The 26,251-nt window shown below is 65.3% G+C and carries 18 protein-coding genes and 1 pseudogene; 12 read left to right on the top strand and 7 right to left on the bottom strand.

The genetic code is table 11. The features are described from left to right. The 9 genes and pseudogenes from R2N16_RS25490 to R2N16_RS06250 all read left to right on the top strand — a co-directional run. Nucleotides 1-312 (top strand): annotated as a pseudogene (locus R2N16_RS25490) (ATP-binding cassette domain-containing protein); the annotation flags it as partial. Between the two features lie 258 nt (nucleotides 313-570). Then, on the top strand, nucleotides 571-876 hold the full coding sequence (locus R2N16_RS25485; RefSeq protein ID WP_428984096.1) for a hypothetical protein: 306 nt from the start codon (nucleotides 571-573) through the stop codon (nucleotides 874-876). A 172-nt stretch (nucleotides 877-1,048) separates the two neighbouring features. After that, the gene (locus R2N16_RS06280; RefSeq protein ID WP_024973143.1) at nucleotides 1,049-3,034 is read left to right on the top strand and encodes a DNA topoisomerase IV subunit B; all 1,986 of its coding nucleotides are present in this window, start codon (nucleotides 1,049-1,051) and stop codon (nucleotides 3,032-3,034) included. Between the two features lie 16 nt (nucleotides 3,035-3,050). Then, nucleotides 3,051-3,935: a lytic transglycosylase domain-containing protein gene (locus R2N16_RS06275; RefSeq protein WP_316664713.1), complete on the top strand. Its 885-nt coding sequence runs from the start codon at nucleotides 3,051-3,053 to the stop codon at nucleotides 3,933-3,935. A gap of 49 nt (nucleotides 3,936-3,984) precedes the next feature. Then, nucleotides 3,985-6,327, top strand: coding sequence for a DNA topoisomerase IV subunit A (gene parC / locus R2N16_RS06270; protein ID WP_316664712.1), 2,343 nt, complete (start codon nucleotides 3,985-3,987; stop codon nucleotides 6,325-6,327). 4 nt (nucleotides 6,328-6,331) lie between these two features. After that, a complete protein-coding gene (locus R2N16_RS06265) occupies nucleotides 6,332-6,904 on the top strand; it encodes a chromate transporter (RefSeq protein WP_316664711.1) in 573 nt (190 codons plus the stop codon). Next, nucleotides 6,901-7,431 (top strand): chromate transporter, encoded by a 531-nt coding sequence (locus R2N16_RS06260; protein WP_147214159.1) that lies wholly within the window; start codon nucleotides 6,901-6,903, stop codon nucleotides 7,429-7,431. The genes R2N16_RS06265 and R2N16_RS06260 overlap by 4 nt, the downstream gene beginning before the upstream one ends. Nucleotides 7,432-7,693: 262 nt before the next feature. Further along, entirely contained in the window at nucleotides 7,694-9,076 is a 1,383-nt protein-coding gene (locus tag R2N16_RS06255; protein ID WP_316664709.1) for an amino acid permease, read from the top strand. A gap of 45 nt (nucleotides 9,077-9,121) precedes the next feature. After that, the gene (locus R2N16_RS06250) at nucleotides 9,122-10,441 is read left to right on the top strand and encodes an MFS transporter (RefSeq protein ID WP_316664708.1); all 1,320 of its coding nucleotides are present in this window, start codon (nucleotides 9,122-9,124) and stop codon (nucleotides 10,439-10,441) included. A 3-nt stretch (nucleotides 10,442-10,444) separates the two neighbouring features. Here R2N16_RS06250 and R2N16_RS06245 read toward each other — a convergent pair whose 3' ends face one another. Together R2N16_RS06245 and R2N16_RS06240 are read right to left on the bottom strand one after the other, a co-directional pair. After that, entirely contained in the window at nucleotides 10,445-12,277 is a 1,833-nt protein-coding gene (locus R2N16_RS06245; RefSeq protein WP_316664707.1) for an ABC transporter ATP-binding protein, read from the bottom strand. 512 nt (nucleotides 12,278-12,789) lie between these two features. Next, nucleotides 12,790-14,466 (bottom strand): L-lactate permease, encoded by a 1,677-nt coding sequence (locus R2N16_RS06240; RefSeq protein ID WP_316664706.1) that lies wholly within the window; start codon nucleotides 14,464-14,466, stop codon nucleotides 12,790-12,792. Nucleotides 14,467-14,713: 247 nt separating this feature from the next. Between R2N16_RS06240 and R2N16_RS06235 the strand changes: the two genes are divergently transcribed. The 3 genes from R2N16_RS06235 (at nucleotide 14,714) to R2N16_RS06225 (ending at nucleotide 21,567) form a co-directional block, all read left to right on the top strand. After that, nucleotides 14,714-17,059, top strand: a complete 2,346-nt coding sequence (locus R2N16_RS06235) for a patatin-like phospholipase family protein (protein WP_316664705.1) — start codon at nucleotides 14,714-14,716, stop codon at nucleotides 17,057-17,059. Nucleotides 17,060-17,227: 168 nt separating this feature from the next. Further along, nucleotides 17,228-18,409 (top strand): efflux RND transporter periplasmic adaptor subunit, encoded by a 1,182-nt coding sequence (locus R2N16_RS06230; protein WP_428984091.1) that lies wholly within the window; start codon nucleotides 17,228-17,230, stop codon nucleotides 18,407-18,409. A 2-nt stretch (nucleotides 18,410-18,411) separates the two neighbouring features. Further along, nucleotides 18,412-21,567, top strand: a complete 3,156-nt coding sequence (locus R2N16_RS06225; protein WP_316664704.1) for a multidrug efflux RND transporter permease subunit — start codon at nucleotides 18,412-18,414, stop codon at nucleotides 21,565-21,567. Nucleotides 21,568-21,576: 9 nt separating this feature from the next. Here R2N16_RS06225 and R2N16_RS06220 read toward each other — a convergent pair whose 3' ends face one another. The 5 genes from R2N16_RS06220 to R2N16_RS06200 all read right to left on the bottom strand — a co-directional run bounded on the left by R2N16_RS06220 (nucleotide 21,577) and on the right by R2N16_RS06200 (nucleotide 26,243). After that, nucleotides 21,577-22,398: an alpha/beta hydrolase gene (locus R2N16_RS06220; protein ID WP_316664702.1), complete on the bottom strand. Its 822-nt coding sequence runs from the start codon at nucleotides 22,396-22,398 to the stop codon at nucleotides 21,577-21,579. After that, nucleotides 22,395-23,681 carry an MASE1 domain-containing protein gene (locus R2N16_RS06215; protein WP_316664701.1) on the bottom strand — a complete coding sequence of 429 codons (1,287 nt, stop codon included), beginning with the start codon at nucleotides 23,679-23,681 and terminating at the stop codon, nucleotides 22,395-22,397. The genes R2N16_RS06220 and R2N16_RS06215 overlap by 4 nt, the downstream gene beginning before the upstream one ends. Nucleotides 23,682-23,772: 91 nt before the next feature. After that, a complete protein-coding gene (locus tag R2N16_RS06210) occupies nucleotides 23,773-24,414 on the bottom strand; it encodes a glutathione S-transferase family protein (RefSeq protein ID WP_316664699.1) in 642 nt (213 codons plus the stop codon). Nucleotides 24,415-24,462: 48 nt separating this feature from the next. After that, nucleotides 24,463-25,653 carry an aminotransferase-like domain-containing protein gene (locus tag R2N16_RS06205; protein WP_316664698.1) on the bottom strand — a complete coding sequence of 397 codons (1,191 nt, stop codon included), beginning with the start codon at nucleotides 25,651-25,653 and terminating at the stop codon, nucleotides 24,463-24,465. A gap of 119 nt (nucleotides 25,654-25,772) precedes the next feature. Then, entirely contained in the window at nucleotides 25,773-26,243 is a 471-nt protein-coding gene (locus tag R2N16_RS06200; RefSeq protein WP_316664696.1) for a RidA family protein, read from the bottom strand. Nucleotides 26,244-26,251 lie beyond the last annotated feature (8 nt).

Below are 26,251 nucleotides of genomic sequence, written 5' to 3'. Positions count from 1 at the left end.
GACAAGGTTGGGATTCTCGGCGCCAACGGTGTCGGCAAGACCACGCTGCTGAAGTTGATCCTTGGCGAACTGGCGCCTGATTCGGGCACGGTGCGCAACGGCACCAACCTGCAGGTCGCGTACTTCGACCAGATGCGCGCGCAATTGGACCTGAACCGCTCGCTTGCCGACACCATCAGCCCGGGCAGCGACTGGATCGAAGTCAATGGTCAGCGCAAGCACGTGATGAGCTACCTGGGGGATTTCCTTTTCCCGCCCGAGCGGGCGCGCTCGCCGGTGGCCTCGCTGTCGGGCGGCGAGCGTAACCGGCTGCTGCTGGCGCGTCTGTTTGCCCGTCCGGCCAACGTGCTGGTGCTGGACGAGCCGACCAATGACCTGGACATCGACACGCTTGAGCTGCTGGAAGAGCTGTTGCAGGAGTACAGCGGCACCGTATTCCTCGTCTCGCACGATCGCGCGTTCGTCGACAACGTCGTCACCTCGGTGATTGCGGCAGAGGGCGAGGGCCGTTGGCGCGAATATGTGGGCGGGTTCTCGGACTGGCAGACGCAATCGGCGCGCGCCGCGCAGATGGCGCAAGCCGCCAAACCTGCCGTCGAAGAGAAGAAGCCCGAGGCGGCCAAGCCGCGCGAACGCGCCACCGTCAAGCTCAGCTACAAGGAGCAGCGCGAATTGGACGCGTTGCCCGCCACCATCGAGGCGCTGGAGGCTGAGCAGAAGCAGGTCGGCGGTGAACTGGAAGACGGCACGATCTACGGCCGCGACCCCGAGCGCGCGCAAAAGCTTGCCGAGCGCCACGAAGCCATCGAACTGGAGCTGCTGGAAGCACTGGAGCGCTGGGAAGCCCTTGAAGGCAAGCGCGCCGGCACGGTGTGACGCCGCAGTAGCTCTGCAATATGTCAGCGGATTGTCGACCCAATGTGGTTTTCGGGTCGCATTCCAACGCTGACAATCCCTCCGCATTGTTGAGGACGGCTTCCTTTACAATGCGCGCTGCATTCCCGGTGCTTGGGGACAGACCCAAGCCTGGTCAGTTTTTCCGCCTTCCATGAGCAAAACCTCCCAATACAGCGAATCGTCGATCAAGGTCCTCAAGGGCCTGGAACCGGTCAAGCAACGGCCGGGCATGTACACGCGCACCGACAATCCCCTGCACATCGTGCAGGAAGTCATCGACAACTCCGCTGACGAGGCGTTGGGCGGCTACGGCAAGCTGATTGCCGTGACGCTGCACAAGGACGGCAGCGTGAGCGTGGAAGACGATGCGCGCGGCATTCCTGTCGGTATCCACCCCGAAGAGGGCGTGCCGGTGGTCGAGATCGTCTACACGCGCCTGCATGCCGGCGGCAAGTTCGACAAGGGCCGCGGTGGCGCATACGCGTTCTCCGGCGGCTTGCACGGCGTGGGCGTGTCGGTCACGAACGCATTGTCGACGCGGCTGGAAGTGACGGTGTGGCGTGACGGCAATGTGTCGACGCTCGCATTCTCCGGCGGCGACGTGATCGAGCCGCTGACCACCCGCAAGGCCGAACGCGGCGAGAAGAAGAGCGGCACACGCGTGCGCGCGTGGCCGGACGCCAAGTATTTCGATTCCGAGAATATTCCGCAGGCCGAGCTGCAGCGCTTGTTGCGCAGCAAGGCCGTGCTGCTGCCGGGCGTGAAGGTCACGCTCACGCTGGAAAAAACCGGCGAGACGCTCGAATGGCAATACGACCAGGGCCTGCGCGGCTATCTGGTCGAATCACTTGCGCAGGGCAGCGGCGCGGAGCCGGTGATCCCCCTGTTTGAAGGCGAACACTTTGCCGATCCCGACAAGCCCGGCGAAGAGGGCTTTGCCTTCGGCGAAGGCGCCTCGTGGGTGGTGGCCTGGACGGAAGAGGGCTCTCCGGTGCGCGAGTCGTACGTCAACCTGATCCCGACACCCGCTGGCGGCACGCACGAATCCGGCTTGCGCGAAGGTCTGTTCCAGGCCGTGAAGAGCTTTGTCGAGATGCACGCGCTCCTGCCCAAGGGCGTCAAGCTGATGTCTGAAGACGTGTTTGCGCGCGCCTCGTTCGTGTTGTCGGCCAAGGTGCTCGACCCGCAATTCCAGGGCCAGATCAAGGAGCGCCTGAACAGTCGCGATGCGGTGCGGCTGGTGTCCACCTTCAGCCGTCCGGCGCTGGAGCTGTGGCTGAACCAGCACGTTGAGCATGGCAAGAAGCTGGCCGAACTCGTCATCAAGCAGGCGCAGGCGCGCACACGTGCCGCGCAGAAGGTCGAGAAGAAGAAGGGCTCCGGCGTGGCCGTGCTGCCCGGCAAGCTGACCGACTGCGAGTCCGACGACGTCACCCGCAACGAACTCTTTCTGGTGGAAGGTGACTCCGCCGGCGGCTCGGCCAAGATGGGCCGCGACAAGGAATTCCAGGCCATCCTGCCGTTGCGCGGCAAGGTCCTGAACACCTGGGAGACCGAGCGCGACCGCCTGTTCGCCAACAACGAAGTGCATGACATTGCCGTCGCCATTGGCGTGGACCCGCACGGCCCGAACGATACGGTCGACCTCTCCGGCCTGCGCTACGGCAAGATCTGCATCTTGTCCGATGCGGACGTGGACGGCGCACACATCCAGGTTTTGCTGCTCACGTTGTTCTTCAAGCACTTCCCGCAACTGATCGACCGCGGGAACGTATGCGTGGCCCGGCCGCCGCTGTATCGTGTCGATGCTCCGGCGCGTGGCAAGAAGCCCGCGCAGAAGCTCTACGCGCTGGACGACGGTGAACTCGAAGCGATTGAAGACAAGCTGCGCAAGGACGGCGTGAAAGAAGGCGCCTGGCAGATCTCCCGCTTCAAGGGCCTGGGCGAAATGAGCGCCGAGCAGCTCTGGGAAACCACCATGAACCCCGACACCCGCCGCCTGCTGCCCGTGGCGCTGGGCGAGCTGGGCCAAGACCAGACCATCAACATGATGAACATGCTGATGGGCAAGGGCGAAGCCGGCGCACGCCGCACGTGGCTGGAAGCGCGCGGCAACGAAGTCGAAGCCGACATCTGATCGCTGACCGACAACGATGAAGCTCTTCGTACGTTTCGCATTCGCGTTCACGGCGCTGGCCCTGTTGGCCAGCCCGCCGGCGCGCGCGGACGTCTACGGCTACATCGATGAAAACGGTCTCGCGCACTTCGCTGCAGAACGTCTGGACGATCGCTACGTGCTCTTCATGAAGGGCGCGGCGGTGGCGAGCAAGGGCGATGACAAGGACGACAGCGCCATCGCCCTGCCGGCGACCGAGCTGCCCGACGCCGACGCCTACCTGAATGCCAGCAAGCGCGACGCACTCGACAACGCCGGCGGCATGCGCCAGCGCCTCGTGCGCGCGGTGCTGCAGCATCCGAACGTGCCGACGGTGGAACCGCTGATCCGCCAGGCCGCGAGCAAGCACGGTATCGACCCCGCGCTGGTGAAGGCCGTGATTGCCGCCGAATCCGGCTTCAACCCGCAGGCCGTGTCACCCAAGGGGGCGATTGGGCTGATGCAGGTGATTCCGGACACCGGTGCGCGCTACGGCGTGACCGGCGACGCCCGCCGCACAGCCGCACAGAAGCTGGCCGACCCTAAGACCAACATCACCACCGGCGTGCGTTACCTCAGCGATCTGCTGCGCATGTTCTCGGGCAACCTGGAACTCGTGCTGGCCGCCTACAACGCCGGCGAAGGCGCGGTGCAGAAGCACGGCAACGACATTCCGCCCTACGCCGAGACGCAGAACTACGTGAAGACGGTGCTGCAGTTCTATCGTTACTACAACCCGGTTGCCGCTGTGCCCGGGTTGATGAACGTGCGCGCCAACGGCGTCGTCGCCACGCGCAAGCCTGGCCGCACGGGCCGGCCCGCACGCATCGAACTCGTATTGGACCCGGCCACCGGCTTGGCCACGAACGTACCCCAACATTGATCCCGGCGGCGCCGCAACGTTGAAGCGCGCCGCTTTCGCTTGAGCCTCCATGGAACAACAAGACATCCTCTTCGACCCCAGCGAGCCGGCCGAAGCGCTCACGCTTGGCGCCTATGCCGAGCGCGCTTACCTCGACTACGCCATCAGCGTGGTCAAGGGCCGCGCATTGCCCGAGGTGGCCGATGGCCAGAAGCCGGTGCAGCGCCGCATCCTGTTTGCGATGCACGAGATGGGGCTGCGCTCCGATGCCAAGCCGGTCAAGTCGGCGCGCGTGGTGGGCGACGTGCTGGGTAAATACCACCCCCACGGCGATCAATCCGCCTACGACGCGCTGGTGCGCCTGGCGCAGGACTTCTCGTTGCGTTACCCGCTGATCGACGGCCAGGGCAACTTTGGTTCGCGCGATGGCGACGGTGCGGCGGCGATGCGCTACACCGAAGCGCGCCTCACACCCATCTCGCGTCTGCTGCTTGAAGAGCTGGACCAGGGCACGGTCGATTTCATCCCGAACTACGACGGCTCGATGGACGAGCCGAAGCTGCTGCCGGCGCGCCTGCCGTTCGTGCTGCTCAACGGCGCATCGGGCATTGCGGTCGGCATGGCCACGGAGATCCCGTCGCACAACCTGCGCGAAGTGGCGAATGCCACCGTGGCGCTTATCCGCGACGACAAGCTCACCAGCACCGACCTCATGCAGTACATGCCAGGGCCGGACTTTCCGGGCGGCGGGCAGATCATCTCGTCGGCAGCGGATATTGCGCAGGTGTATGAGAGCGGTCGTGGCAGTCTGAAGGTGCGCGCGCGCTGGAAGATCGAAGAACTTGCGCGCGGCCAGTGGCAACTCGTCGTCAATGAACTGCCCCCCAACACCTCGTCGCAGAAGGTGTTGGAAGAAATTGAAGAGCTGACGAATCCGAAGGTGCGCACGGGCAAGAAGTCGCTGTCGCCGGATCAGCTCACCATGAAGCAGACCATGCTGGGGCTGCTCGATGCGGTGCGTGACGAATCCGGCAAGGACGCGCCGGTGCGCCTCGTGTTCGAGCCCAAGAGCAAGAACATCGACCAGCAGGAATTTGCCAACGCACTGCTGGCGCATACGTCGCTGGAGTCGGGCGCGGCCATCAACCTGGTGATGATCGGCACGGATGGCCGGCCGCGCCAGAAGGGTCTGGCCGAGATCCTGCGCGAGTGGATCGCCTACCGCTTTGCCACGGTCACGCGCCGTACACGCCATCGTTTGGGCAAGGTCGAAGACCGCATTCACATCCTCGAAGGCCGGCAGCTGGTGCTGCTGCGCATTGAGGACGTGATCCGCATCATTCGCGAGAGCGAAGACCCCAAGGCTGCACTGATCCAGGTCTTCAACCTCAGTGATCGCCAGGCGGAAGACATCCTGGAAATCCGCCTGCGCCAACTCGCACGCCTGGAAGCCATCAAGATCGAGCAGGAGCTGAAGAACCTGCGCGAAGAACAGGGCGAGCTGGACGTGCTGCTGAAGTCCGAGACCATGATGCGCCGTCGCATCATCAAGGAGATCGAGACCGATGCGAAGCAGTACGGCGACGACCGCCGCACGTTCATCCAGGAAGAGCGCCGTGCCGCTGCCGAAGTGAAGGTCGTCGATGAACCCGTCACGGTGATCGTCTCGCAGAAGGGCTGGGTGCGTACGCGCCAAGGCCATGGACACGACGCCACGCAATTCGGCTTCAAGGCAGGCGACACGCTGTACGACACGTTTGAATGCCGTACCACCGATGCGCTGCTGATCTTCGGCACGCGCGACGACAAGGGCACGGGTCGCGTCTATTCCGTCGCTGTGGCTAACCTGCCGGGCGGCCGTGGTGACGGCGTACCGTTGACGACACTGATCGAACTCGCGCCGGGCACGCATATCGCCCACACGTTCGCCGGCCATGCCGAACAGAACCTGGTGATCTCCACGCGCGGCGGCAACGGCTTCCTGGCCAAGGTGGGCGACATGGTCGGCCGTCAGAAGGCCGGCAAGGCGTTCCTGACGCTGGACGAGGGCGACCAGCCCAACAAGCCGGCGCCGGTGCCGGCTGACGCTTATGGCGTGGCGTGTCTGTCGGAAGGCGGCCGCGTGCTGCTGTTCCAGATCAGCGAGTTGAAGACGCTCGCCAGCGGTGGCCGTGGGGTGATCCTGATGGAGCTGGAGAAGAACGAAACGCTGCTTCAGGCGCTGGCCTTCGGTGCAGCGGGCTTCGTGCTCTCGGGTACCGGCCCGCGCGGCGGTAAGGCGGTCGAACAGACCATGACCACCCGCGCGCAAGAGCCGTACGCAGGCAAGCGCGCACGCAAGGGCAAGACGCTGGAGCCCAAGCTGCGCGACCCGAAGCTCTCGTTGCCCAAGCCCGCACCGGCCGCCGCCTGAACCCATGAGCGACCCGAGCGCCCAGCCTGACACCAACGCCGCAGCAAACATGCCCTCCTGCAGCAAGCTCTTCACCGAGTTTGCGCGGATGGGCCTGTCGGGTTTCGGTGGCGTGCTGCCATTTGCGCGCGCCGGCATTGTCGATCGCAACCGCTGGCTCTCCAACACGGAGTTTGCCGAGCTGCTGAGCCTGGGTCAGGTGTTGCCGGGCCCGAACGTCGTCAACCTGTCGGTCATGCTCGGTTACCGTTACCACGGCGTGCGCGGGGCGGCGGCTGCGATGAGCGGCCTCGTGCTCACGCCCGCCGTGCTGCTCCTGCTGATCGTCATGCTGTACGACCACTTCAGCGCGTTAAGCGTCGTGCAGAACCTGCTCAAGGGCATGGCGGCGGTGGCGGCGGGGCTGGTGCTCTCCACCGCCGTCAAGCTGGCGCAAGGGCAGTCGCGCACCTGGCGCGCCGTCGGCATCGGGTTGGCTGTGTTCCTGACGATTGGCGTGCTGCAGTGGCCGCTGCTGCCGGTCATGGTCGTACTGATTCCCCTCGCGCTGGTGCTGGAGTGGAAGGCCACGCGATGAGCTATCTCACTACGGTTTTCGACCTGTTCTGGCACTTTCTCGTGCTGTCGTTTCTCGCCATTGGCGGGGCCAGTTCGACGCTGCCCGACATGCACCGTTTCCTGGTCGATACGCGGCACTACATGACGAGCGAACAATTGAGCGCCATGTACGCCATCTCGCAGGCCGCACCTGGGCCTAACGTGCTGTTCGTGGAGCTGTTCGGCTGGCAGGCGGCAGGATTGGGCGGCGCGATCGCTTCGCTGGTCGGCATCTGCGGGCCATCTTGCGTGATCGCCGCCGTCATCGCGCGCGTCATGGACCGCAAGCCCGACGCGCGCTGGATTGCGCTGGTGCGCCGCGGGCTTGCTCCGCTGACGATCGGCCTGTTGTTCTCCACCGGCTGGGTGCTGGCGCGCGGCGCAGACAGCAGCTTCAGCACCATCGCGCTGACCGTGGCGACGGTCGTGGCCTGTACCTTCACCCGCGTACATCCGCTGGTGCTGGTGGGGCTGGGGGCATTGGTGGGCGGCATGGGCTGGGTGTAGCACCCGCGATCGCATCGGCCGGGCGGCATTCGCCGCCACCGGACCCAAGGCGGACGAATGTCCGCCTTTTTCTTTGTGCGCTTGCAGCAGACATGGGCGGGCTACCCCCTCGGGAATACCCCAATGCCACTGATAATGTATATACAACAACATATATATAAACGTGATGTTGTCTGTATATGGATTCGCGTCCGCTCGACCCATGCGTCAAGCTCGGACCGGCCGCGCGGGCAGCCTCGCCGAAATATAAAGAGGAGACAGTTTGGAACACCTTCAACGCAACCTCCGCGCGCGGCATATCCGCTTTCTCGCGCTTGGTTCGGCCATCGGCACGGGCCTTTTCTACGGGTCCGCTTCGGCCATCCAGTTGGCCGGACCGGCCGTGATCCTCGCGTACATCATCGGCGGTGCGGCCGTCTACATGGTGATGCGCGCACTTGGCGAGATGGCCGTGCGCCAGCCGGTTTCCGGTTCTTTCGGGCGTTATGCGCGCGACAACCTCGGTCCACTGGCCGGCTTTCTCACGGGCTGGACGTACATCCTCGAGATGGTGATCGTCTGTCTGGCCGACGTGACCGCCTTCGGCATCTACATGGGTTTCTGGTTTCCCGAGGTGCCGCAATGGATCTGGGTGCTCGGCATCGTTATGTTCATCTGCGGCCTGAACCTGTGCAACGTCAAGGTGTTCGGCGAAATGGAATTCTGGCTCGCGCTGATCAAGATCGTGGCGATCGGCGCCATGATCATCGGCGGCACCGTCATCCTGTTCCTCGGCGTGAAGATGAACGGCGAGCACGCGTCGGGCCTGAGCAATCTCTGGTCGCACGGCGGGTTCCTGCCGCACGGCGTGGGCGGCCTCGTGGCGTCGTTTGCCGTGGTGATGTTTGCGTACGGCGGCGTGGAGATCATCGGCATCACCGGCGGTGAAGCGCAGAACCCTGACAAGGTCATCCCGAAGGCAATCAACGCCGTGCCGGCGCGCATCCTGCTGTTCTACGTGCTCACCATGTGCGTGCTGATGGCGATCTTCCCGTGGACGGGCATCGACGGCCAGGGCAGCCCGTTCGTGCAGATTTTCTCCGGTCTGGGTATCCAGTCTGCGGCGGCGATCCTTAACCTGATCGTCATTTCGGCGGCCATCTCGGCCATCAACAGCAACATCTTCGGCGCGGGCCGGATGATGTACGGCATGGCCGAACAGGGCCAGGCGCCCCGCATCTTTGCGGCCACGTCGCGCCACGGCGTGCCCTGGGTGACGGTGCTGTTCATGGCGGGTGCGCTGCTGGGCGGCGTGGTGCTGAACTATCTGATTCCGGAAAACGTCTTCGTGATCATCGCGTCGATCGCCACGTTTGCCACCGTGTGGGTATGGCTGATGATTTTGCTCTCGCAGGTGGCCATGCGACGCCGTCTGTCGGCAGAAGAGGTGCGTGCGCTCAAGTTCAAGGTGCCACTGTGGCCCGTCGGGCCGGCACTCGCCATCGCCTTCATGCTGTTCGTGATCGGCGTGCTGGGCTACATGGAAGACACCCGCGTGGCGCTGTACGTCGGCGCAGGCTGGGTTCTGCTCATGTCGGCAGCGTGGTATCTGCGCGTGAAGCCTGACGCGGCGGCCGTTCTGGCGGAAGAGGCACGCGGGGCATAAGCCCGAAACCCGGCCTGAAAACACGACACGTTCCGGAGACAACCCATGTCCAACAACGCTTCCGCGCCGTCGTATGGCGGCCGTGCCGGTACGCCTGTGACGGCGCAGGCGCAACCGCTGTCGCGCACGCGCGCCATTGCCGCCATCACCGTCGGCAACGGTCTGGAGTTCTATGACTTTGTGGTCTACAGCTTCTTCGCCACGCTGATCGGCCGCCTGTACTTTCCTGTCGGCAACGCGACCGGACAGTTGCTGATGTCCTTCGCCACGTTCGGTGTCGGTTTCCTGATGCGCCCGCTCGGCGGCCTGCTGATCGGCATGTACGCCGACCGCGTGGGGCGCAAGCCCGCCGTGGCGCTCACGCTGTGGCTGATGGGTCTGTCGTCTCTGATCTTCGTCGTCACCCCCACCTACGCCCAGATCGGCATCGTTGCGCCTGTGCTCGTCGTGCTTGCGCGGCTCGTGCAGGGCTTTGCCATCGGCGGTGAGATGGGCGCTTCGACTGCGCTGCTGCTTGAGTACGCCGACGAGCGCTCGCGTGGCTTCTATACGAGCTGGCAACCGTTCAGCCAGGGGCTGGCAGCGCTGTTTGGCGCGCTGGTCGGCCTGCTGCTGAGCAATCTGCTGGCACCGGCGGCGCTGGAGTCGTGGGGCTGGCGGCTCGCGTTCGTGATCGGCATTCTCGTGATCCCGGTCGGCCTGATCATCCGCCGCCGTCTTGAGGAAACCGCCGCGCCGGCGGGCACACGCGAAGCCGACGCAACGCTGCCGCCGCTGCGCGAACACCGCCGTGCGCTGGTGGCGGGCATTCTGCTGATGATCGGCGTGGCCTCGTCCACCTACATCATCGTCTACTACCTCAGCAACTACGCCGTGAGCGTGCTGCACATGCCGCTGTCGCTGGGCATCTGGGCTGCGTGCATCGCGGCGTTGGTGCAGGTGGTGCTGTCACCGTTTGCGGGCCGGCTGGCAGACCGTGTCGGGCGCCGCAAGGTGGTGCTGTGGTCGCGCGTTGCACTGCTGGCAATGATTTATCCGGCCTTCGCACTGATCAACGCAGAACCGTCGCTCGCCCGGTTGCTGATTGTCGTCGGTTGTCTGTCTGTGCCGATGTCGATGACCTCGCCGGCGTCGATGGTGCTCGTCAGCGAGGTGCTGCCGCAGCGGCTGCGCGCCACGGGGCTGTCGATTGCCTACTGCGTTGCCATTGCCATCTTCGGCGGCTTTGCGCAGTTCTTCTCGACCGAGCTGATCCAGCTCACGGGCGACGCAAACGCGCCGGCCTTCTACGTGATCGGCTGCGGGCTGGTCTCGCTGATCGGCCTGGCGATGGTGCCCGAGACGCTGGGCCGGCGCCTGTCGTAACGCTCAGTCCACCCCAACGAAGCCGCCGGTCTGGTGCGCCCACAGCCGGGCGTACAGGCCGCCGTGTGCCAGCAACTCCGCGTGCGTGCCGCTCTCTACGATGCGCCCGCCATCGAGCACGACCAGGCGGTCCATGCGCGCAATCGTCGAAAGCCGGTGCGCGATCGCTATCACGGTCTTGCCCTGCATCAGGGTTTCGAGGCTTTCCTGGATGGCCGCTTCGACTTCCGAGTCCAGTGCCGAAGTGGCTTCGTCCAGGATCAGGATCGGCGCATCCTTGAGCAGCACGCGCGCAATGGCAATGCGCTGGCGCTGACCACCTGACAGCTTCACGCCGCGCTCCCCCACCAGCGCATCAAAGCCGCGGCGTCCTTGCGCGTCAGACAGCTGCGGGATGAATTCGTCAGCGCGTGCGCGGTGCACGGCGTCCATCAGTTCCGCTTCGGTGCTGTCGGGCTTGCCGTAGCGCAGGTTGTCGCGAATGGAGCGGTGCAGCAGCGACGTATCCTGCGTGACCATGCCGATCTGCTCGCGCAGGCTCTCCTGCGTGACAGCAGCAATGTCCTGGCCGTCCACCAGAATTCTGCCGTGCTCCACGTCGTACAGCCGCAGCAGCAGATTGACCAGCGTCGATTTTCCCGCGCCCGATGGGCCGACCAGGCCAATGCGTTCACCGGGGCGCACCACGAGGTCCAGCCCTTCGATGACGCCACCGCCCTTACCGTAATGGAATTCCACGTGCTCGAAGCGCACTTCCCCCTGGGTGACGCGCAGCGGCTTGGCGCCGGGCTGGTCGACCACGGCACGCGGCAGTGCGATGGTCTGCATGCCGTCCTGCACCTGCCCGACGTTTTCAAAGATGCCGTTGACCACCCACATGATCCAGCCCGACATGTTGTTGATGCGGATCACCAGTCCCGTGGTCAGCGCGATGGTGCCGGCGCTCACGCGGCCCTGGCTCCACAGCCACAGCGCGAGCGCCGTCGTGCCGACAATCAGCAGCCCGTTCATGGCGGTGATGGTGAAATCCATGCCGCTGATCATGCGGCCGGACAGGCGCGTCTTGTCCGTCTGCTCGGCCATGGCATCGCGCGCGTAGGTCTCTTCGTGCTGCGTGTGGGCGAACAGCTTGAGCGTGGTGATGTTGGTGTAGCCATCAACAATGCGGCCCATCAGCTTGGAGCGCGATTCCGTGGCGATGACCGAGCGTGCCTTCACGCGCGGCACGAAGTAGCTCAGGGCCACGACGTAGCAGCCGATCCACGCCACCAGCGGCACCACCAGCCACCAGTCGGCCTTGGCGAACAGCACCATCGCGCTGATCGCATAGATCACAACGTGCCAGAGTGCATCCACCGCTTGCACGGCTGAATCGCGTAGCGAGAAGCCGGTCTGCATGATGCGCTGGGCAATGCGGCCCGCAAAGTCGTTCTGGAAAAACGTCAGACTCTGCTTGAGCACGTAACGATGGTTTTGCCAGCGGATCAGGTTCGACAGGCTCGGGTTGATGACCTGGTGCACGAGCACGTCGTGCAGCCCGAAGATGACCGGCCGGGCGATCAGCGCGACAAAGGCCATCCACAACAGCTCGTTACGGTGGCGGCCGAAGAACGCCGCGCCGGGTGTCGCCTGGATCATGTCGACGATGCGGCCTAGGAAGTCGAACAGCGCGACCTCGATCAGCGCGCCCAGCAACCCCACGAGCAGCAGGATTGCGAAGACGCCGCGCACTTCGCGCAGGAAGTGGGCGTAGAAGCGCCAGACATTGGCCGGAGGCTGGGCGTCGGGCAGCGGACGGAACGGATCGATGAGCTTTTCTAGGCGGCGCAGCAGCATGGTGGGTCGGGGAAAGGAGACCGACGCCCCAGGGCGGGACGTGCGCGGAAGAGCTACCCATCATACGCGCGTGAAAGCGCCCTTGCTGCCGGCCGGGCTTCCCGAGCGAAGGCCCCACGTCCCGAGCTTTTAGCTCGGCGATTGGGGCTCTTTACTCGACGCGAGAGGCTCTTTACTCGGCGATTGGGGTTCGGAACGCGGCGTGCGAGGCTTTTGGCTCGGCGATTGGGGTTCGGAACGCGGCGTGCGAGGCTTTTGGCCCGGCGATTGGAGTTCGGAACGCGGCGTGCGAGGTTTTTTGCTTGGCGATTGGAGTGCAGAACTCGACGCGTGAGGCTTTTCGCTCGACGTGCGGTGCTCGGCGCTCGGCACGTGCGGCTCTTGACTCAGCGGTTGGGGCGCGGAGCACCAAGCGTGAGGTGGTGGGGGCAGCGGGTGGACCATGAGAGGCATCCGGCCATGAAAAAAGCCGCTCAATTGAGCGGCTTTCTTGTTCGTCCCGGAGCAGGGGCTTAGTGCACCACCATCCGCGTGAACGGCTCCACATAGGCCTGCAGCGTGATCATCAACCCCACGAGGAAGGCCAGCGCGAGCGAGTGGAAGAACACATAGCGCAGGATGTCCCCTTCGTGGCCGTACCACTTGGTGGCGGTGGAGGCCACCACGATGGACTGCGCATCGATCATCTTGCCCATCACGCCGCCCGAGCTGTTGGCTGCCGACATGAGGATCGGCGACAGGCCAAGCTGCTCGGCCGTGGTCTTCTGCAGGCCGCCGAACAGCACGTTCGATGCCGTATCCGACCCGGTGAGGGCCACGCCCAGCCAGCCCAGCATCGTGCCGAACAGCGGATACAGCACGCCCGTGTGGGCGAAGGCCAGGCCCAGCGTTGCGTCGAGGCCGGAGTAGCGCGTCAGGTAGCCGATGCCGAACATCGCGCAGATGGTCAGCAGCGAATAGCGGGTGAGCTTGATGGTGTTCCAGTACTCCTTGAGCATGCGCGGCAGCGAGTAGCCCATCAGCAGGCCGCCCACGATGGCCGATACCAGGATGCCCGTACCCGCCATCGACAGGACGTTGAAGTTGAACACCGCGCCTTCGGCAATCACCTTGGGCACCACCGGCGGGCCCTTGAGCACCATCTTGTCGAGGCCCGGAATGGCGAACTTGTAGGCCCAGATGCCGTCTGCGAACGCCTTGAACTGCGGTACGCCCCAGATGAAGACGAACACGGTCAGGATCACCCACGGCAGCCACGCCTGCATGCGCGAGATCTTGCCGTTGGTGGCCGTGGTGGCTTCGCGGGCTTCGGCGGCGGCTTCGGGGTCGACGCGCGAGTTGTCTTCGCGGTTGCGCAGGGCGGTCGAGGTCCAGATCGTCTTGGGCTTCCACACCTTCAGGAACAGCGTGAGCGTGCCCATCGACACCAATGCCGCAATCACGTCGACCAGCCAGGGGCCGTGGAAGTTCGACACCAGGAACTGCGGAATCGCAAACGACACGCCCGCCACCAGGATCGCGGGCCAGATCTGCAGCATGCCGCGGAAGCCCGCGAACGCCCAGATCAGCCAGAACGGCACCAGCACCGAGAAGAACGGCAACTGGCGGCCGACCATGGCAGAGAGCTGCAGCAAGTCCAGCCCCGTGACCGAAGCCAGCCCGATGAGCGGCGCGCCCAGCGCACCGTAGGCCACCGGGGCCGTGTTGGCGATCAGCGCCAGGCCAGAGGCTGCCAACGGGGAGAAGCCCAGGCCGATCAGGATGGCGCCCGTGACGGCCACCGGCGTGCCGAAGCCCGCTGCGCCTTCAAAGAACGCACCAAAGCTGAACGCCACCAGCAGCAGTTGCAGGCGGCGGTCTTCGGTAATGCCGGAAATCGAACTCTGTAAGACCTTGAACGACCCGTTCAAGGTGGTGAGCCGATGCAGGAAGATGATGTTGAGAACGATCCAGCCGATCGGGAAGAGGCCGGAGACGATGCCCAGACCGGCTGCCTTGCCGGCCATTGCAGTCGGCATGCCGAAGACGAACGAGGCGATGCCCACCCCGACAATCAGCGCCAGGCCCGCCGCCAGATGCGCCTGCATATGGAAGAACGCCAGCGAACACAGCAGCACCGCAACCGGTATCCCGGCCGCTAGGGTCGACCACACGGCACTGCCGAGCGGGTCATAGACTTGATTCCACATCTTGATCTCCTCCTGTTTGGGCGTTTCAGCGAACGTCTTCTGTCGACCCCTGTTCGCAGGGGCAAACGCGGATTGTAGGAACAAGCGTGTCCGGGTCTGGGCAATATTCTGTCACTTTCACCCTGAAAAGTATTCATCGGCGTCGGGGCGTGGTATGGCGCGGCGCAAGCAATTGCACCGGGTAAATCCGGGTTGTGGAATCATGGCGCCTGCAGCGCTGCCCACTCCACAAATTTGCCCTCCATTCATGGCTTTTCTGACGGCCTTCCTGTTTCGCCGCCGCGGCACCCGATCGGCTACCGCCGTACTGACAGCGTTGATGGCACTGGCGACGTTGTCGCCTGCCGTGCATGGCCAGACCGCGGCAGCGCAAACGCCGGCGAATGCCGAATCGACGCGACCGCGTATCGGTCTGGTGCTGTCGGGCGGCGGGGCGCGCGGCTATGCCCATATTGGTGTGCTCAGGATGCTGGAGCGCATGCGCATTCCGGTGGATGTGATTGCCGCGACCAGCATGGGCGCCGTGGTGGGCGGGCTGTACGCCAGCGGTATGCGTGCGGATGCGCTGGAGCAGAAGCTCTCGCAGGTGGACCTGAGCGACATCGCCTTCGATCGCAACGATCGCGCCAAGCTGCCGCAATCGCTGCGCGAGGATGATTTCCAGTATCCGATCGGCCTGTCCGCGGGGTATGGCGACGGCAAGCTCAAGCTGCCGGCCGGGCTGGTGCAGGGCAACCGCCTGCTCGCGCTGCTCAAGAACTGGACGGCCCAGTGGCCCGACAACATCGAGTTCTCGCGCCTGCCGATTCCGTTCAAGGCCATGGCGACCGATCTGGCCACGGGCGACGGGGTGATTCTCGACCACGGCTCGCTGCCGCTGGCGATGCGGGCCAGCATGGCGGTGCCGGGGCTGTTCGCGCCCATCGAGGTGGGCGGACGCACGCTGGTGGATGGCGGCCTGGTGAGCAATCTGCCAGTGCAACTCGCGCGCGACATGGGTGCGGACATCATCATCGCCGTCAACATCGGGTCGGACTTGCAGCGGCCCGAAGACCTGGCCTCGCCGGCGGCGGTGACGCAGCAGATGATCACCATCCTGGTGGGTCAGAACGTGCGTGCGCAAAAGGCCCTGCTGCGCGGCAAGGATGTGCTGATCGAGCCGCAGCTCTCCGACCTCTCGTTCACCGATTTCGCCAAGGGCCCGCAGGGCGTGCGGCAGGGCGAGCGCGCCGCGCAGGGCGTTGAGGCTCGGCTCGCGGCGTTGTCGCTGTCGCCCCAGGCGTATGCCGCGTACCGCGCTGCCCATGAGCCGCAAGGCATGCTGGTGGCGGGCGCACGCATTGACGCCATCGATGTGACCACGAGCGGTCGTGTGCCGGCCGCGCGCGTGCGCCAGTTGATCAAGGTACGCGAAGGCGATGCGTATGACGCGGAAGCGCTCAACCGCGAGCTGTCGGCGCTGGCCACCACGGGCGACTTCGAAACCGTCACGCAGCAACTGGTGGAAGAGAACGGCGTGCATACGCTCAAGATCGACGCGCATGAAAAGTCGTGGGGCAACCAGTTCTTCCTGTTCGGGCTGGGCATGTCGACCAACTTCGATGGGCGTGGCGCGTTCAACGTCAACCTCGGCCACCGGTATCCGTGGCTCACGCAGAGCGGGCTGGAGTGGCGCAATGACATCGTGCTCGGCAGTAATCGGGCGAGCATCCATACCGAGTTGCGTCAGCCGCTGTGGCAGGCGCGTGGGTTCTACGTGGCGCCGTATGCCGAGTACTCGCGCCGGCGCTCCGACCTCTACTTTGACGATGAGGCGCCTACGAAGGACGCCAAGCCGTTCAACAGCATGACCATGGAGACGGCGCGTGCCGGTGTCGATCTTGGCATTCCGCTTGGCCGCAAGGGCGAACTGCGGCTGGGGGTGAACTACATGAGCAAAAGCGCGACGTTCAACTATCTGGCGTTGACGGACGAAGGGCCGCTCGATCTACCGACGCTGCGTGCCAAGCAGCCCGCCTTTCGCGCCCAGTTGACGCTGGATCAGTTGGATGATCCGCTGTTCCCGCGCAGCGGCTACTACTTCTACAGCAGCGTGGAAGCAGGTTTTGGCTCGCTCGACAAGAAGTTCAACACCGCGCAGGCCAAGGGCCTATGGGCGACGAGCTACGGCCGCCACACGTTCAATGTGGCGTTGGAAGGGGCGGGCCTGTTTGGCGTCAACAGCCCGACGCGCGACAACGGCGGCAACACGGGCAATGGCGCCAACGAGGGGTTCTTCCTGGGCGGCTTCCAACATCTTTCGGCCTATGCGCAGGATCAGTTCAACGGCCAGTACATGCTGTACGGCCGGCTGACCTATCTGTATGACCTGCGCGTCGACGATCTGCTCGGCTTGCGGGCGCCGGTGTTCGGGGCCAGCGCGGAGGCCGGCAACGTCTGGCAGTTGCGCAACAACTTTGGCACGGGCCCTTATCTGAAGAGCGGCAGCGTATTCGTCGGTGGCAACAGCCCGATCGGGCCGCTGTACTTCGGTTTTGCGGTGGCGCCGCAGGGCGTGTGGAACGTGTACTTGCAGCTCGGCCGCGTCTTCTGAAACAGCATCAAGCGGTCGTAGATTGGCGTGGACGCGCGGCGATTGCTTTCTTCGTAAGGTCTTGATCAGACTGGGAAATCAATCGGTCAGCCCGCGGCGCACGCGCGTGCTAGCCTTCCGCTTCGCTTCGTCAAGACCTCGGGCGCGGTCGCGCCCAGCCCCCTTCTCATGATGTTCTCCGTGTTGTCCCGTCGTTACCGTTCGTCCCGGTGGTTGCTGTGCGCTTGCGCATTGGCTGTGTTGCAAGCGTGCAGCAAGCACGCTGATGATGCCGCCAAGCCAGCCGGCCCGCCGCCGGTCGAGTTTGCCGTTGCTCAACGCTCCGATGCACCGCTGGTGACCGAACTGCCTGGCCGCCTGGAGCCGTATCGCACGGCGGAAGTGCGAGCGCGCGTCGACGGCATCGTCTTCAAGCGCGCCTACGAAGAAGGCCAGGTGGTCAAGGCCGGCCAGGTGCTGTTCCGCATCGATCCGGCGCCGCTCAAGGCACAGGCGGACGCCGCACAAGGTGCGCTTGCGCGTGCGCAGGCACAGCTCTCCATCGCGCGCGACAAGGCATTGCGCTACAAGGGGCTGGCCGCCACGCGCGCCGTGAGCGAGCTGGAATATGCCGAAGCGCAAGCCGCCGAACGTCAGGCCGCGGCGGACGTGGTCTCCAGCCGCGCTGCGCTGGAAACCGCGCAACTGCGTCTGGGCTACGCGACCGTCACGGCCCCGATTGCAGGCCGCTCGCGCCGCGCGCAGGTCACCGAAGGTGCGCTGGTGAAGGAAGACGCCGCCACGCCGCTCACCACCGTCGAACAGATCGACCCGATCTACGTCGACTTTGCCCAGCCCGCAGCCGAGGTGCTCGCCTTGCAACGCGCGCTCAGGAAGGGCCAAGCCGCCGCGTTGAGTGGCCAGGATATCGGCGTGCAAGTCATCTTGAGCGATGGCGTGGCGTACGAGCGCCCGGGCAGGCTGTTGTTCTCCGATCTGGCGGTGGACCGTGCGACCGATAACGTCTCGATGCGCGCCGTGCTGCCCAACCCCGATGGCCTGCTGCTGCCCGGCATGTATGTGCGCGTGAAGCTCTCGCACGCCGTGCAGCAGGGCGCGGTGACGATTCCGAAGGGCGCGTTGCAGCGCGATCGCCATGGCGCATCGGTGTTTGTTGTGCAGGCCGACAACACGCTGGCCGTTTTGCCGGTGGCTGCGCAAACGTTGGCCGGCGATCAATGGCTGGTGACGAGCGGCCTGTCCGGTGGAGAGCGTATTGCCATCCCAGGCATGCAGGCGCTGGAAGCGGGTATGGCGATCCAGCCTGTCCCTGCTGCACCGCGCGCCGACACGAAGCCAAAGAAGGGCTGACCATGGCAAGCTTCTTTATCGATCGTCCGGTCTTTGCCTGGGTGATTGCGCTGGCCATCATCCTGGCAGGCCTGCTTGCGCTCCCCAAGCTGCCGGTGGCGCAGTACCCGAACATCGCGCCGCCCAACGTCAGCATCTCGGCCAACTACCCGGGCGCGTCCGCGCGCACGGTGGAGAGCGCCGTCACCGCCATCATCGAGCGCGAGATGAACGGCGCCCCGGGGCTGCTGTACATGTCGTCGTCGTCCGATGCGGCGGGCAACGTGTCGATCAACCTGTCGTTTACGCAGGGCACGAGCCCCGATCTTGCCGCGGTGGAGGTGCAGAACCGGCTGAAGATCGTCGAGGAGCGCCTGCCCGAGGTTGTGCGCCGCAACGGCATCCGCATCGAGAAGGCGGCCGAGAACTACATGATGTATCTGTCGCTGTCGGCCGAGCGCGGCCGCTTTGACGGCATCGACCTGGGCGACCTCGCCTCGTCGGACCTGATCCCGCAGTTGCGTCGCGTACCGGGCGTCGGCACCGCTCAGTTGTTCGATGCGGAATACGCCATGCGCATCTGGCCCGATGCCGACAAGCTCACCGCATTGGGCCTCACTGCCGGTGACTTGAGCGACGCCGTGCGCCGCTACAACGCACGTATCACCGTGGGCGAGATCGGCAGCGGGGCGGTGCCGGGCAGCGCGCCCATCAACGCGAGCGTCACCGGTGATGACGGGCTCACCACGCCCGACGCATTCGGCCAGATCCCGCTGCGTGCGGACGCACAGGGCCGCATGGTGCTGCTGCGCGATGTGGCGCGCGTGGAGCTGGGCGGCAGCGATTACCTCTACCTCTCGCGCATGAACGGCAAGCCGGCCACAACCATCGGCATCAAGCTCGCGCCGGGCGCCAACGCCGTGGGCGTGGCCAAGCGCGTGCGTGCGGTGCTGGACGAGGCGCAGGCGCATTTTCCGCCCGGGGTGCGCTACGAGGTGGCGTACGACAGCTCGCGCTTTGTCGGCATTGCCATCGAGCAAGTGGTCAAGACGCTGCTTGAAGCCGTGGTGCTGGTGTTCCTGGTGATGATGCTGTTCATGCAGAACCTGCGCGCGACACTCATCCCGACGCTGGTGGTGCCGATTGCGCTACTGGGTACGTTTGCGGTGATGCTGCCGATGGGCTTCTCCATCAACGTGCTGACGCTGTTCGGCCTGGTGCTCGCCATCGGTATCCTCGTCGACGATGCCATCGTGGTGGTGGAAAACGTCGAACGCGTGATGCACGAAGAAGGGCTCTCGCCGCGCGAGGCGACGGCCAAGGCGATGCGCCAGATCAGTGGCGCCATCGTGGGCATCTCGCTGGTGCTGACGGCGGTGTTCGTGCCGATGGCGTTCTTTGGTGGCGCGGTGGGCAACATCTATCGGCAGTTTTCGCTGTCGCTGGCGGTGTCGATGGTGTTTTCGGCGTTTTTGGCGTTGACGTTGACGCCGGCGCTTTGTGCGACCCTGCTCAAGCCGGTACAGGCTGGCCATGGTGCCGAGCGCAAGGGCTTCTTCGGCGCATTCAACCGGGGCTTTGCGCGGTTGACGTCGCGCTACCAGGGCGGTGTCGCCAAGCTGCTCAACCGCACGGGGCGTGCACTGGTGGCCTACGGTGCGGTCATCGGCGTGGTGGTGTTGCTGTTCACGCAACTGCCGACGGCCTTTCTGCCGGAAGAAGACACGGGCGAATTCATGACCGTCGTCATGCTGCCGACCGGTGCCACGCAGGCGCAGACGCTGGAAGTCGTGCGCCAGGCCGAGCAGCACTACATGACGCAGGAGCCGGCCGTGGCATCCACGCTGGCCATCACGGGCTTCAGCCTGTACGGCAACGGCCAGAACGCGGCCATGCTGTTCCTGACGCTCAAGGACTGGAAGCAACGCAAGGGCGGCGACCAACACGTCGATGCCGTGGTCGAACGCGCCAACGCGGCGTTCGGCAAGATCAAGGGCGCGATGGTGATGGCGATGAACTCGCCCGCGCTGCCGGAGTTGGGCAGCAAGCCCGGCTTCGATCTGCGTCTGCAGGACCGCAGCGGCGCCGGCTACGAGCGCCTCGCGCAGGCGCGCGACCGCGTGCTTGCCGAAGCCGCTAAGCATCCGGCACTGTCGGAAGTCACCTTCGCGGGCCAGGGCGATGCGCCGCAGGTGCTGATCGACGTGGACCGCAAGAAGGCACTGTCGATGGGCGTGTCGATCGACGATATCAACCGCACGCTGGCCGTGATGTTCGGCTCCGATTACGCGGGCGATTTCGTCTATCGCAACCAGGTGCGCCGCGTGATCGTGCAGGCAGACGGCAAGCAGCGCGTCTCGGTCGAGCAGCTCCGCCGCATGCATGTGCGCAACGCGGCTGGTGGCATGGTGCCGCTCTCCGCGTTCACCACCACCCAGTGGATTGTCGGGCCGCTCAAGCTGGATCGCTACAACGGCTTTCCGGCCATGACGATCACCGGCTCGCCCGCGGCCGGCCACAGCTCCGGCGAGGCCATGGCGGCGATGGAGTCGATCGCCCGCGGCCTGCCCGAAGGCTTCGGCTACGAGTGGACGGGGCAGTCGTTCGAGGAGCGCCTGTCGGGTGCACAGGCGCCGGCGCTGTTTGCGTTGTCGATCCTGGTGGTGTTCCTCTGCCTGGCGGCGCTGTACGAGAGCTGGTCGATTCCGCTGGTGGTCATGCTGGTGGTGCCGCTGGGGGTGTTCGGTGCGCTGCTGGGCGCGACGCTGCGCTTCCTGCCCAACGACATCTACTTCAAGGTCGGGCTGATTGCCACCATCGGCCTGTCGGCCAAAAACGCGATCCTCATCATCGAAGTGGCCAAGGACTTGGTGGCACAAGGCATGGGCCTGATTGACGCCACGCTGGAGGCCGCGCGTTTGCGCTTCCGGCCGATCGTGATGACGTCACTGGCGTTTGCGTTCGGCGTCGTGCCGCTGGCGATTGCGAGCGGTGCCGCATCGGCCAGCCAGCGCGCCATCGGCACGGGCGTGCTGGGCGGCATCGTCACGGCGACGGTGCTGGCGGTGTTTCTGGTGCCGGTGTTCTTCGTGGTGGTGCGGCGTGTGTTCAAGGGCAGCGAGCGGCAGCGCAGGCTGGACGCGGCGCACGAGCACGAAAGCGTCGGTCCGGCTGTCTGATCGACGCGATCACTCCGCGGTGGCCGAACTCTTGCGCCTGGCTGCCGGTTCAAAGCCGAAGAAGCCGAGGACCTCTGCGGCGACCTGATCGCGGTCGTTGTCCACGCAGATCATGTGGTAGCTGTTTTCCAGCACCACGCTGCGTACGTGGGGCAGGGTGGCCTGCAGCGTTTCGGCGGAGCGCAGGCTGGTGAGTTCGTCCTCGCGAGAATGGATCACCAGCGTCCGGCACAGCGTGTCGGGCGCGCCGGCCAGCGCCCAGCGTCGGAGCCGATCCACCTGCCGAATGCACGCCAGCGGTACCCACGGGTAGTGGAAGCTGTCGCCGCGCGCGAGCTTCGCTTTGATGATCCGCCGCAACAGCGGGTTCTTGATGCCGAACGGCTCGTCTTCTTCCACGCGCATGCGCGCAGCCATGCCCGGGATACGATACACCGCGTAGCGCAGATCCCGATACCACGGCGTCGACCAGCCGTCGATATGGATGGGTGTGGCGAGCAGCGCCAGCCTGTCTTGCGGGCGGGCAATGCCATGCCGCACGCGGTGCGCCAGCACCAGCGCCAGCAATGCGCCCATGCACATCCCCGCGATATGCACGGTTTCATGCTCGGCGACGAGCTGCTCATACGTTTGCGTGAGTGTTTCCAGCCACGCTTCGGCCGGCATGTCGATCAGGTCTTCGGGGCGCGTGCCGTGCCCGGGCAAGGTCGGCACGTGCGTGACGGCGCCGGCGTTGCGCAGCGCTTTCTGCAGTACGCCCAGGTCGTAGGCCGTGCCGCCTAGACCATGGATCAGCAGCACAGCCGTGCCGCCGCACGCCGAGGCGGTCACAGTGCGGTCTCGACCGACCAGGTGCCGGCCACGAGCGCCGTGTTGCCGACGGCGTCCGTCAGCGGGCGACCGGTATCCACCACGGTGTGCAGCGTGCCGTCGCGTGCGGTGATGCGCAGCGTCTGGCGGCGCGCAGGCGTTGCGGCCTCGTCTGCCAGTGCGGCTGCCCCAAGCCAACGCGCACGCAGCGCGTCGCGGTCATCCGGATGCACCAGTTGCAGTACGGTCGAGATCGACGCCATGCTTGCGGGGTCGTGTCCGAACACGATGGCCACGTCGCCGCCCCAGTCGATGCGGCCGCTGGCCGGGTCGATGGTGTAGACGAGCTGGCCCGACGCCGCCAACGCCAATTCCACGCGGTTCTGCCACTGCGCGCTTTGCTCGTGCAGTTGTTCGCGTGTGGTCTTGAGCGCGCTCACCAGCAGCACCAGCAGCGCGGCAATGCCCAGGTACAGCTGCGCCTCCAGCAGCGACTGGCCATAGTGATGATCCAGCACCGCGAAGGGACCGTCGCCCTCGGCGGTTTGCGTAAGCGCCACCAGCGTAAGCAGCAGCACCGCCATCGAGCCACCGCGGCCGCCCCACAGCAGGGCCACCACCACGGCAAAGAACAACGGGACGTAGGTCAGCGCAAAGCCGATTCCATCGCCAAATTTGGCATCACTGTTGCCATCGAAAATGATGTACGCCGACAGCGCTAGCGCAACGACGGCTGCCAGGCCGAGTACGAAATCCGTGCGGTCCGTGCCGCCTGAGCGGAACGCGCGAAAGCGCGACCATGCCGCCAGCACCGGCGTGACGATCAGCACGCCCAGGAAATCCGATGCCGCCCAGATGCGCAGCACGTGCCCGAACGAGCCGCCTTGCGACCATGCAAACCATGCCGCCCCGAACAGCGCCCCCAGCAGCGCACTGAACGCACCCGCCACCAGCATCGCGCGCACGAAGTACAGCCCTTCGAGCGGCACGCGCGCCAGCCGCACCAGCGCCACGGCCAGCGCCGCGCTACCCGCCTCGTCGAGCACGAAGAGCATCGCGTGAGCCGGGTTGGTGTGTTCAATGGCGGCCAGCGCCAGTTGCGCCGCGGCAAACGCTGCGCCCAGCCCCGGCCATTCGCGGTACGGCCGCAGCATGAACGCAGCCATGGCCACGCCCGCCGGTAGCCAGATGTAGCCCGTCATGTCGACCGGCCCGTTCAGCCGGTGCGACACGATGGCGGCAACCAGGTAAAGCGCGCCCCAGAGGATCGTGGCGACGGTGGTGGAAGGTCGGTTCAATGGCATCCGGGTTTCCCTCGGTGAAAACAAAAAACCGCGCCGGCGTAGGGTGCCGTGCGCGGTTGGTGATGCTACCGCAATCGGTTTAGGAGATGGTCTACACGACCGGCAACGCCAACACTTCCCGCGCAGCCCGCCGATCGCGCAACTCCGCCATCCAACGCTCAAGGTTCGGCCGCGCTGGGCGCTCAATCGGCAAGCCGAACCAGCGGTGCGTGGCGCAGCCGCAGGCAATGTCGGCCATGGTGAAACGCTGGCCGGCCACGTACGGCTGTTTGGCCAGCACGGCTTCGAGAATGGCGGTGCTGCGCTCGGCAGCCTGGCGTGACCGCTCAATGCGCGCGGCGTCGCGCTGGTCTTCCGGCGTGCGCACGAGCTGCAGGAACGCATCCACCATTGAGGGGCTGTATGCCGTGGTCTGCCAATCCATCCAGCGGTCGGCATCGGCGCGTTCGTGAAGTTCGAGAGGGTAAAGATTGCCCGGGCCGTAGCGTGCCGACAGGTAGCGCACGATGGCGTTGGACTCCCACAGCACGAAGCGCGTATCGCCGGAATCGTTCAGGCCGTCTTCGATGACGGGGATCATCCCGTTCGGGTTCATCGCCTTGAATTCCGGCGTGTCGACCCCGCCGAAGGCGCCCCCGACGTCGATGCGCTCATGGTCCAGCGACAGCTCGCGCGCGCACCAGACCACTTTCTGAACGTTGACCGAAGAGAGTCTTCCCCAGATCCGCAGCATCGACGGCAGCTCCTTTCTTGGATGGATTGGATTGAACGATGATGTAATTTAGGCGGCCTTGGGCGTAAGCGCTGCGATTTCCGTGCGGATCAACTCGCCCAGCACGGCAATGCCTTGCTCGATGCGCTCCGGTGCCACCGTCACGAACGCCAGGCGCAGGGTATTGCGACGCGGCGCATTGGCATAGAACGGCGCACCCGGCACGAAGGCCACGTTGCGCGCGACGGCCTTTTCCAGCAGCGCCATCGTGTCGATGCCTTCCGGCACTTCCACCCAGATGAACATGCCGCCTTCGGGGCGGTTCCAGTGCACGCCTTGCGGCATGTGGCGCGTGAGCGATTCGAGCATCGCCTCGCATTGCTTGCCGTAAAGGTCGCGAATGCTCGGGATGTGGGTGTCGAGCAGGCCGGTCTTCAGCACCTCGTACGCCACGCGCTGTGTGAAGCTTGGCGTGTGCAGGTCCGATGCCTGCTTGGCCTGCACGAGTTTGAAGTGGATGTGCTCGGGCGCGATGATGTAGCCCAGGCGCATGCCCGGTGCCAGGATCTTCGAGAACGAGCCCATATAGACCACGCCGTCCGGGTTGAGCGAACGCAGCGACGGCAGGGCGTCGCCGGTGTAGCTCAGCTCGCCGTACGGATCGTCCTCCACGAGCAGCACGCCGAGTGCCTTCGCGCGAGCCACCAGGGCCTGGCGGCGGTCCAGCGGCAGGCGGCGGCCGGTCGGATTCTGGAAGTTCGGGATCGTGTAGAAGAAGCGCGCGCCGGCAGCCAGCTCTGGCGTGAGCGCGTCGGGCAGCAGGCCCTTGTCATCGGTCGGCACCGACGTGTAGGCCGGCTCGAACAGGGAGAACGCCTGCAATGCGCCCAGATATGTCGGTGTTTCGACCAACACCTTGCTTTGCGGGTCGATGAAGATCTTGCCCAGGAGGTCGAGGCCCTGCTGCGAGCCCGTGGTGATCAGCACGCGCGAGGCGGTGGTGCCATGACGCTGGGCGATCCACTCGCGCAGTACCGACAGGCCCTCGGTGGGGGTGTACTGCAGCGAGGCCTGCGGATTGTCTGCAAACATGCGGGCGCACGCCGCCTGAATTGCTTCGACCGGGAAGGTGACCGGGGCGGGCAGGCCACCGGCAAACGAAATGACCTCAGGACGTTCGGTGATCTTGAGGATTTCCCGGATCGCCGAGCTGGTCAGTTTCTGAGCACGGCTGGAGAAGGTACAGGCGGTGTGGTCCATGGTGTGGTCCTAGTATTGCGGCGCCCACCTCGTGAGCAGGCGCCGTGGGTGGGCAAAACGATGAGAATAGCAGGCAACGCGCCCGACTTGGAGGGGTGGGGGCGGCGTCGATGCGGCGCTTAAGCGACTTCCGCGATCAGTTCGATTTCAACGCAGGCGCCGAGCGGAATCTGGGCGACGCCGAAGGCGCTGCGGGCGTGCTTGCCGGCATCGCCGAACACTTCGGCCAGCAACTCGGACGCGCCGTTGGTCACCAGGTGCTGCTCGGTGAATTCCGGCGTGGAGTTCACCAGGCTCATCACTTTGACGATGCGCCTGACGCGGTTCAGGTCGCCGCCCAGATGCGTGTTCAGCGTGGCCAGCAGGTCGATGGCGATGGCGCGGGCCGCTGCCTTGCCCTCTTCGGTGGTCATGTTGGCGCCCAGCTTGCCGACCCACGGCTTGCCGTCTTTCTTGGCAATGTGGCCCGACAGAAACACCTGGTTGCCGGTCTGCGCGGCCATGACGTAGGCGGCGGCGGGGGCGCCGGCGGCGGGCAGTTCGATGCCCAGTTGCTTGAGCTTGGCCTGGACGTCGTGCGAGGCGGTCATGAAGACTC

This window comes from Ralstonia psammae (assembly GCF_958405935.1).
GTDB classification, from domain to species: domain Bacteria; phylum Pseudomonadota; class Gammaproteobacteria; order Burkholderiales; family Burkholderiaceae; genus Ralstonia; species Ralstonia psammae.
The sequence above is the reverse complement of the archived record's forward strand: the minus strand, read 5'-3'. Positions and strand labels throughout refer to the sequence as shown.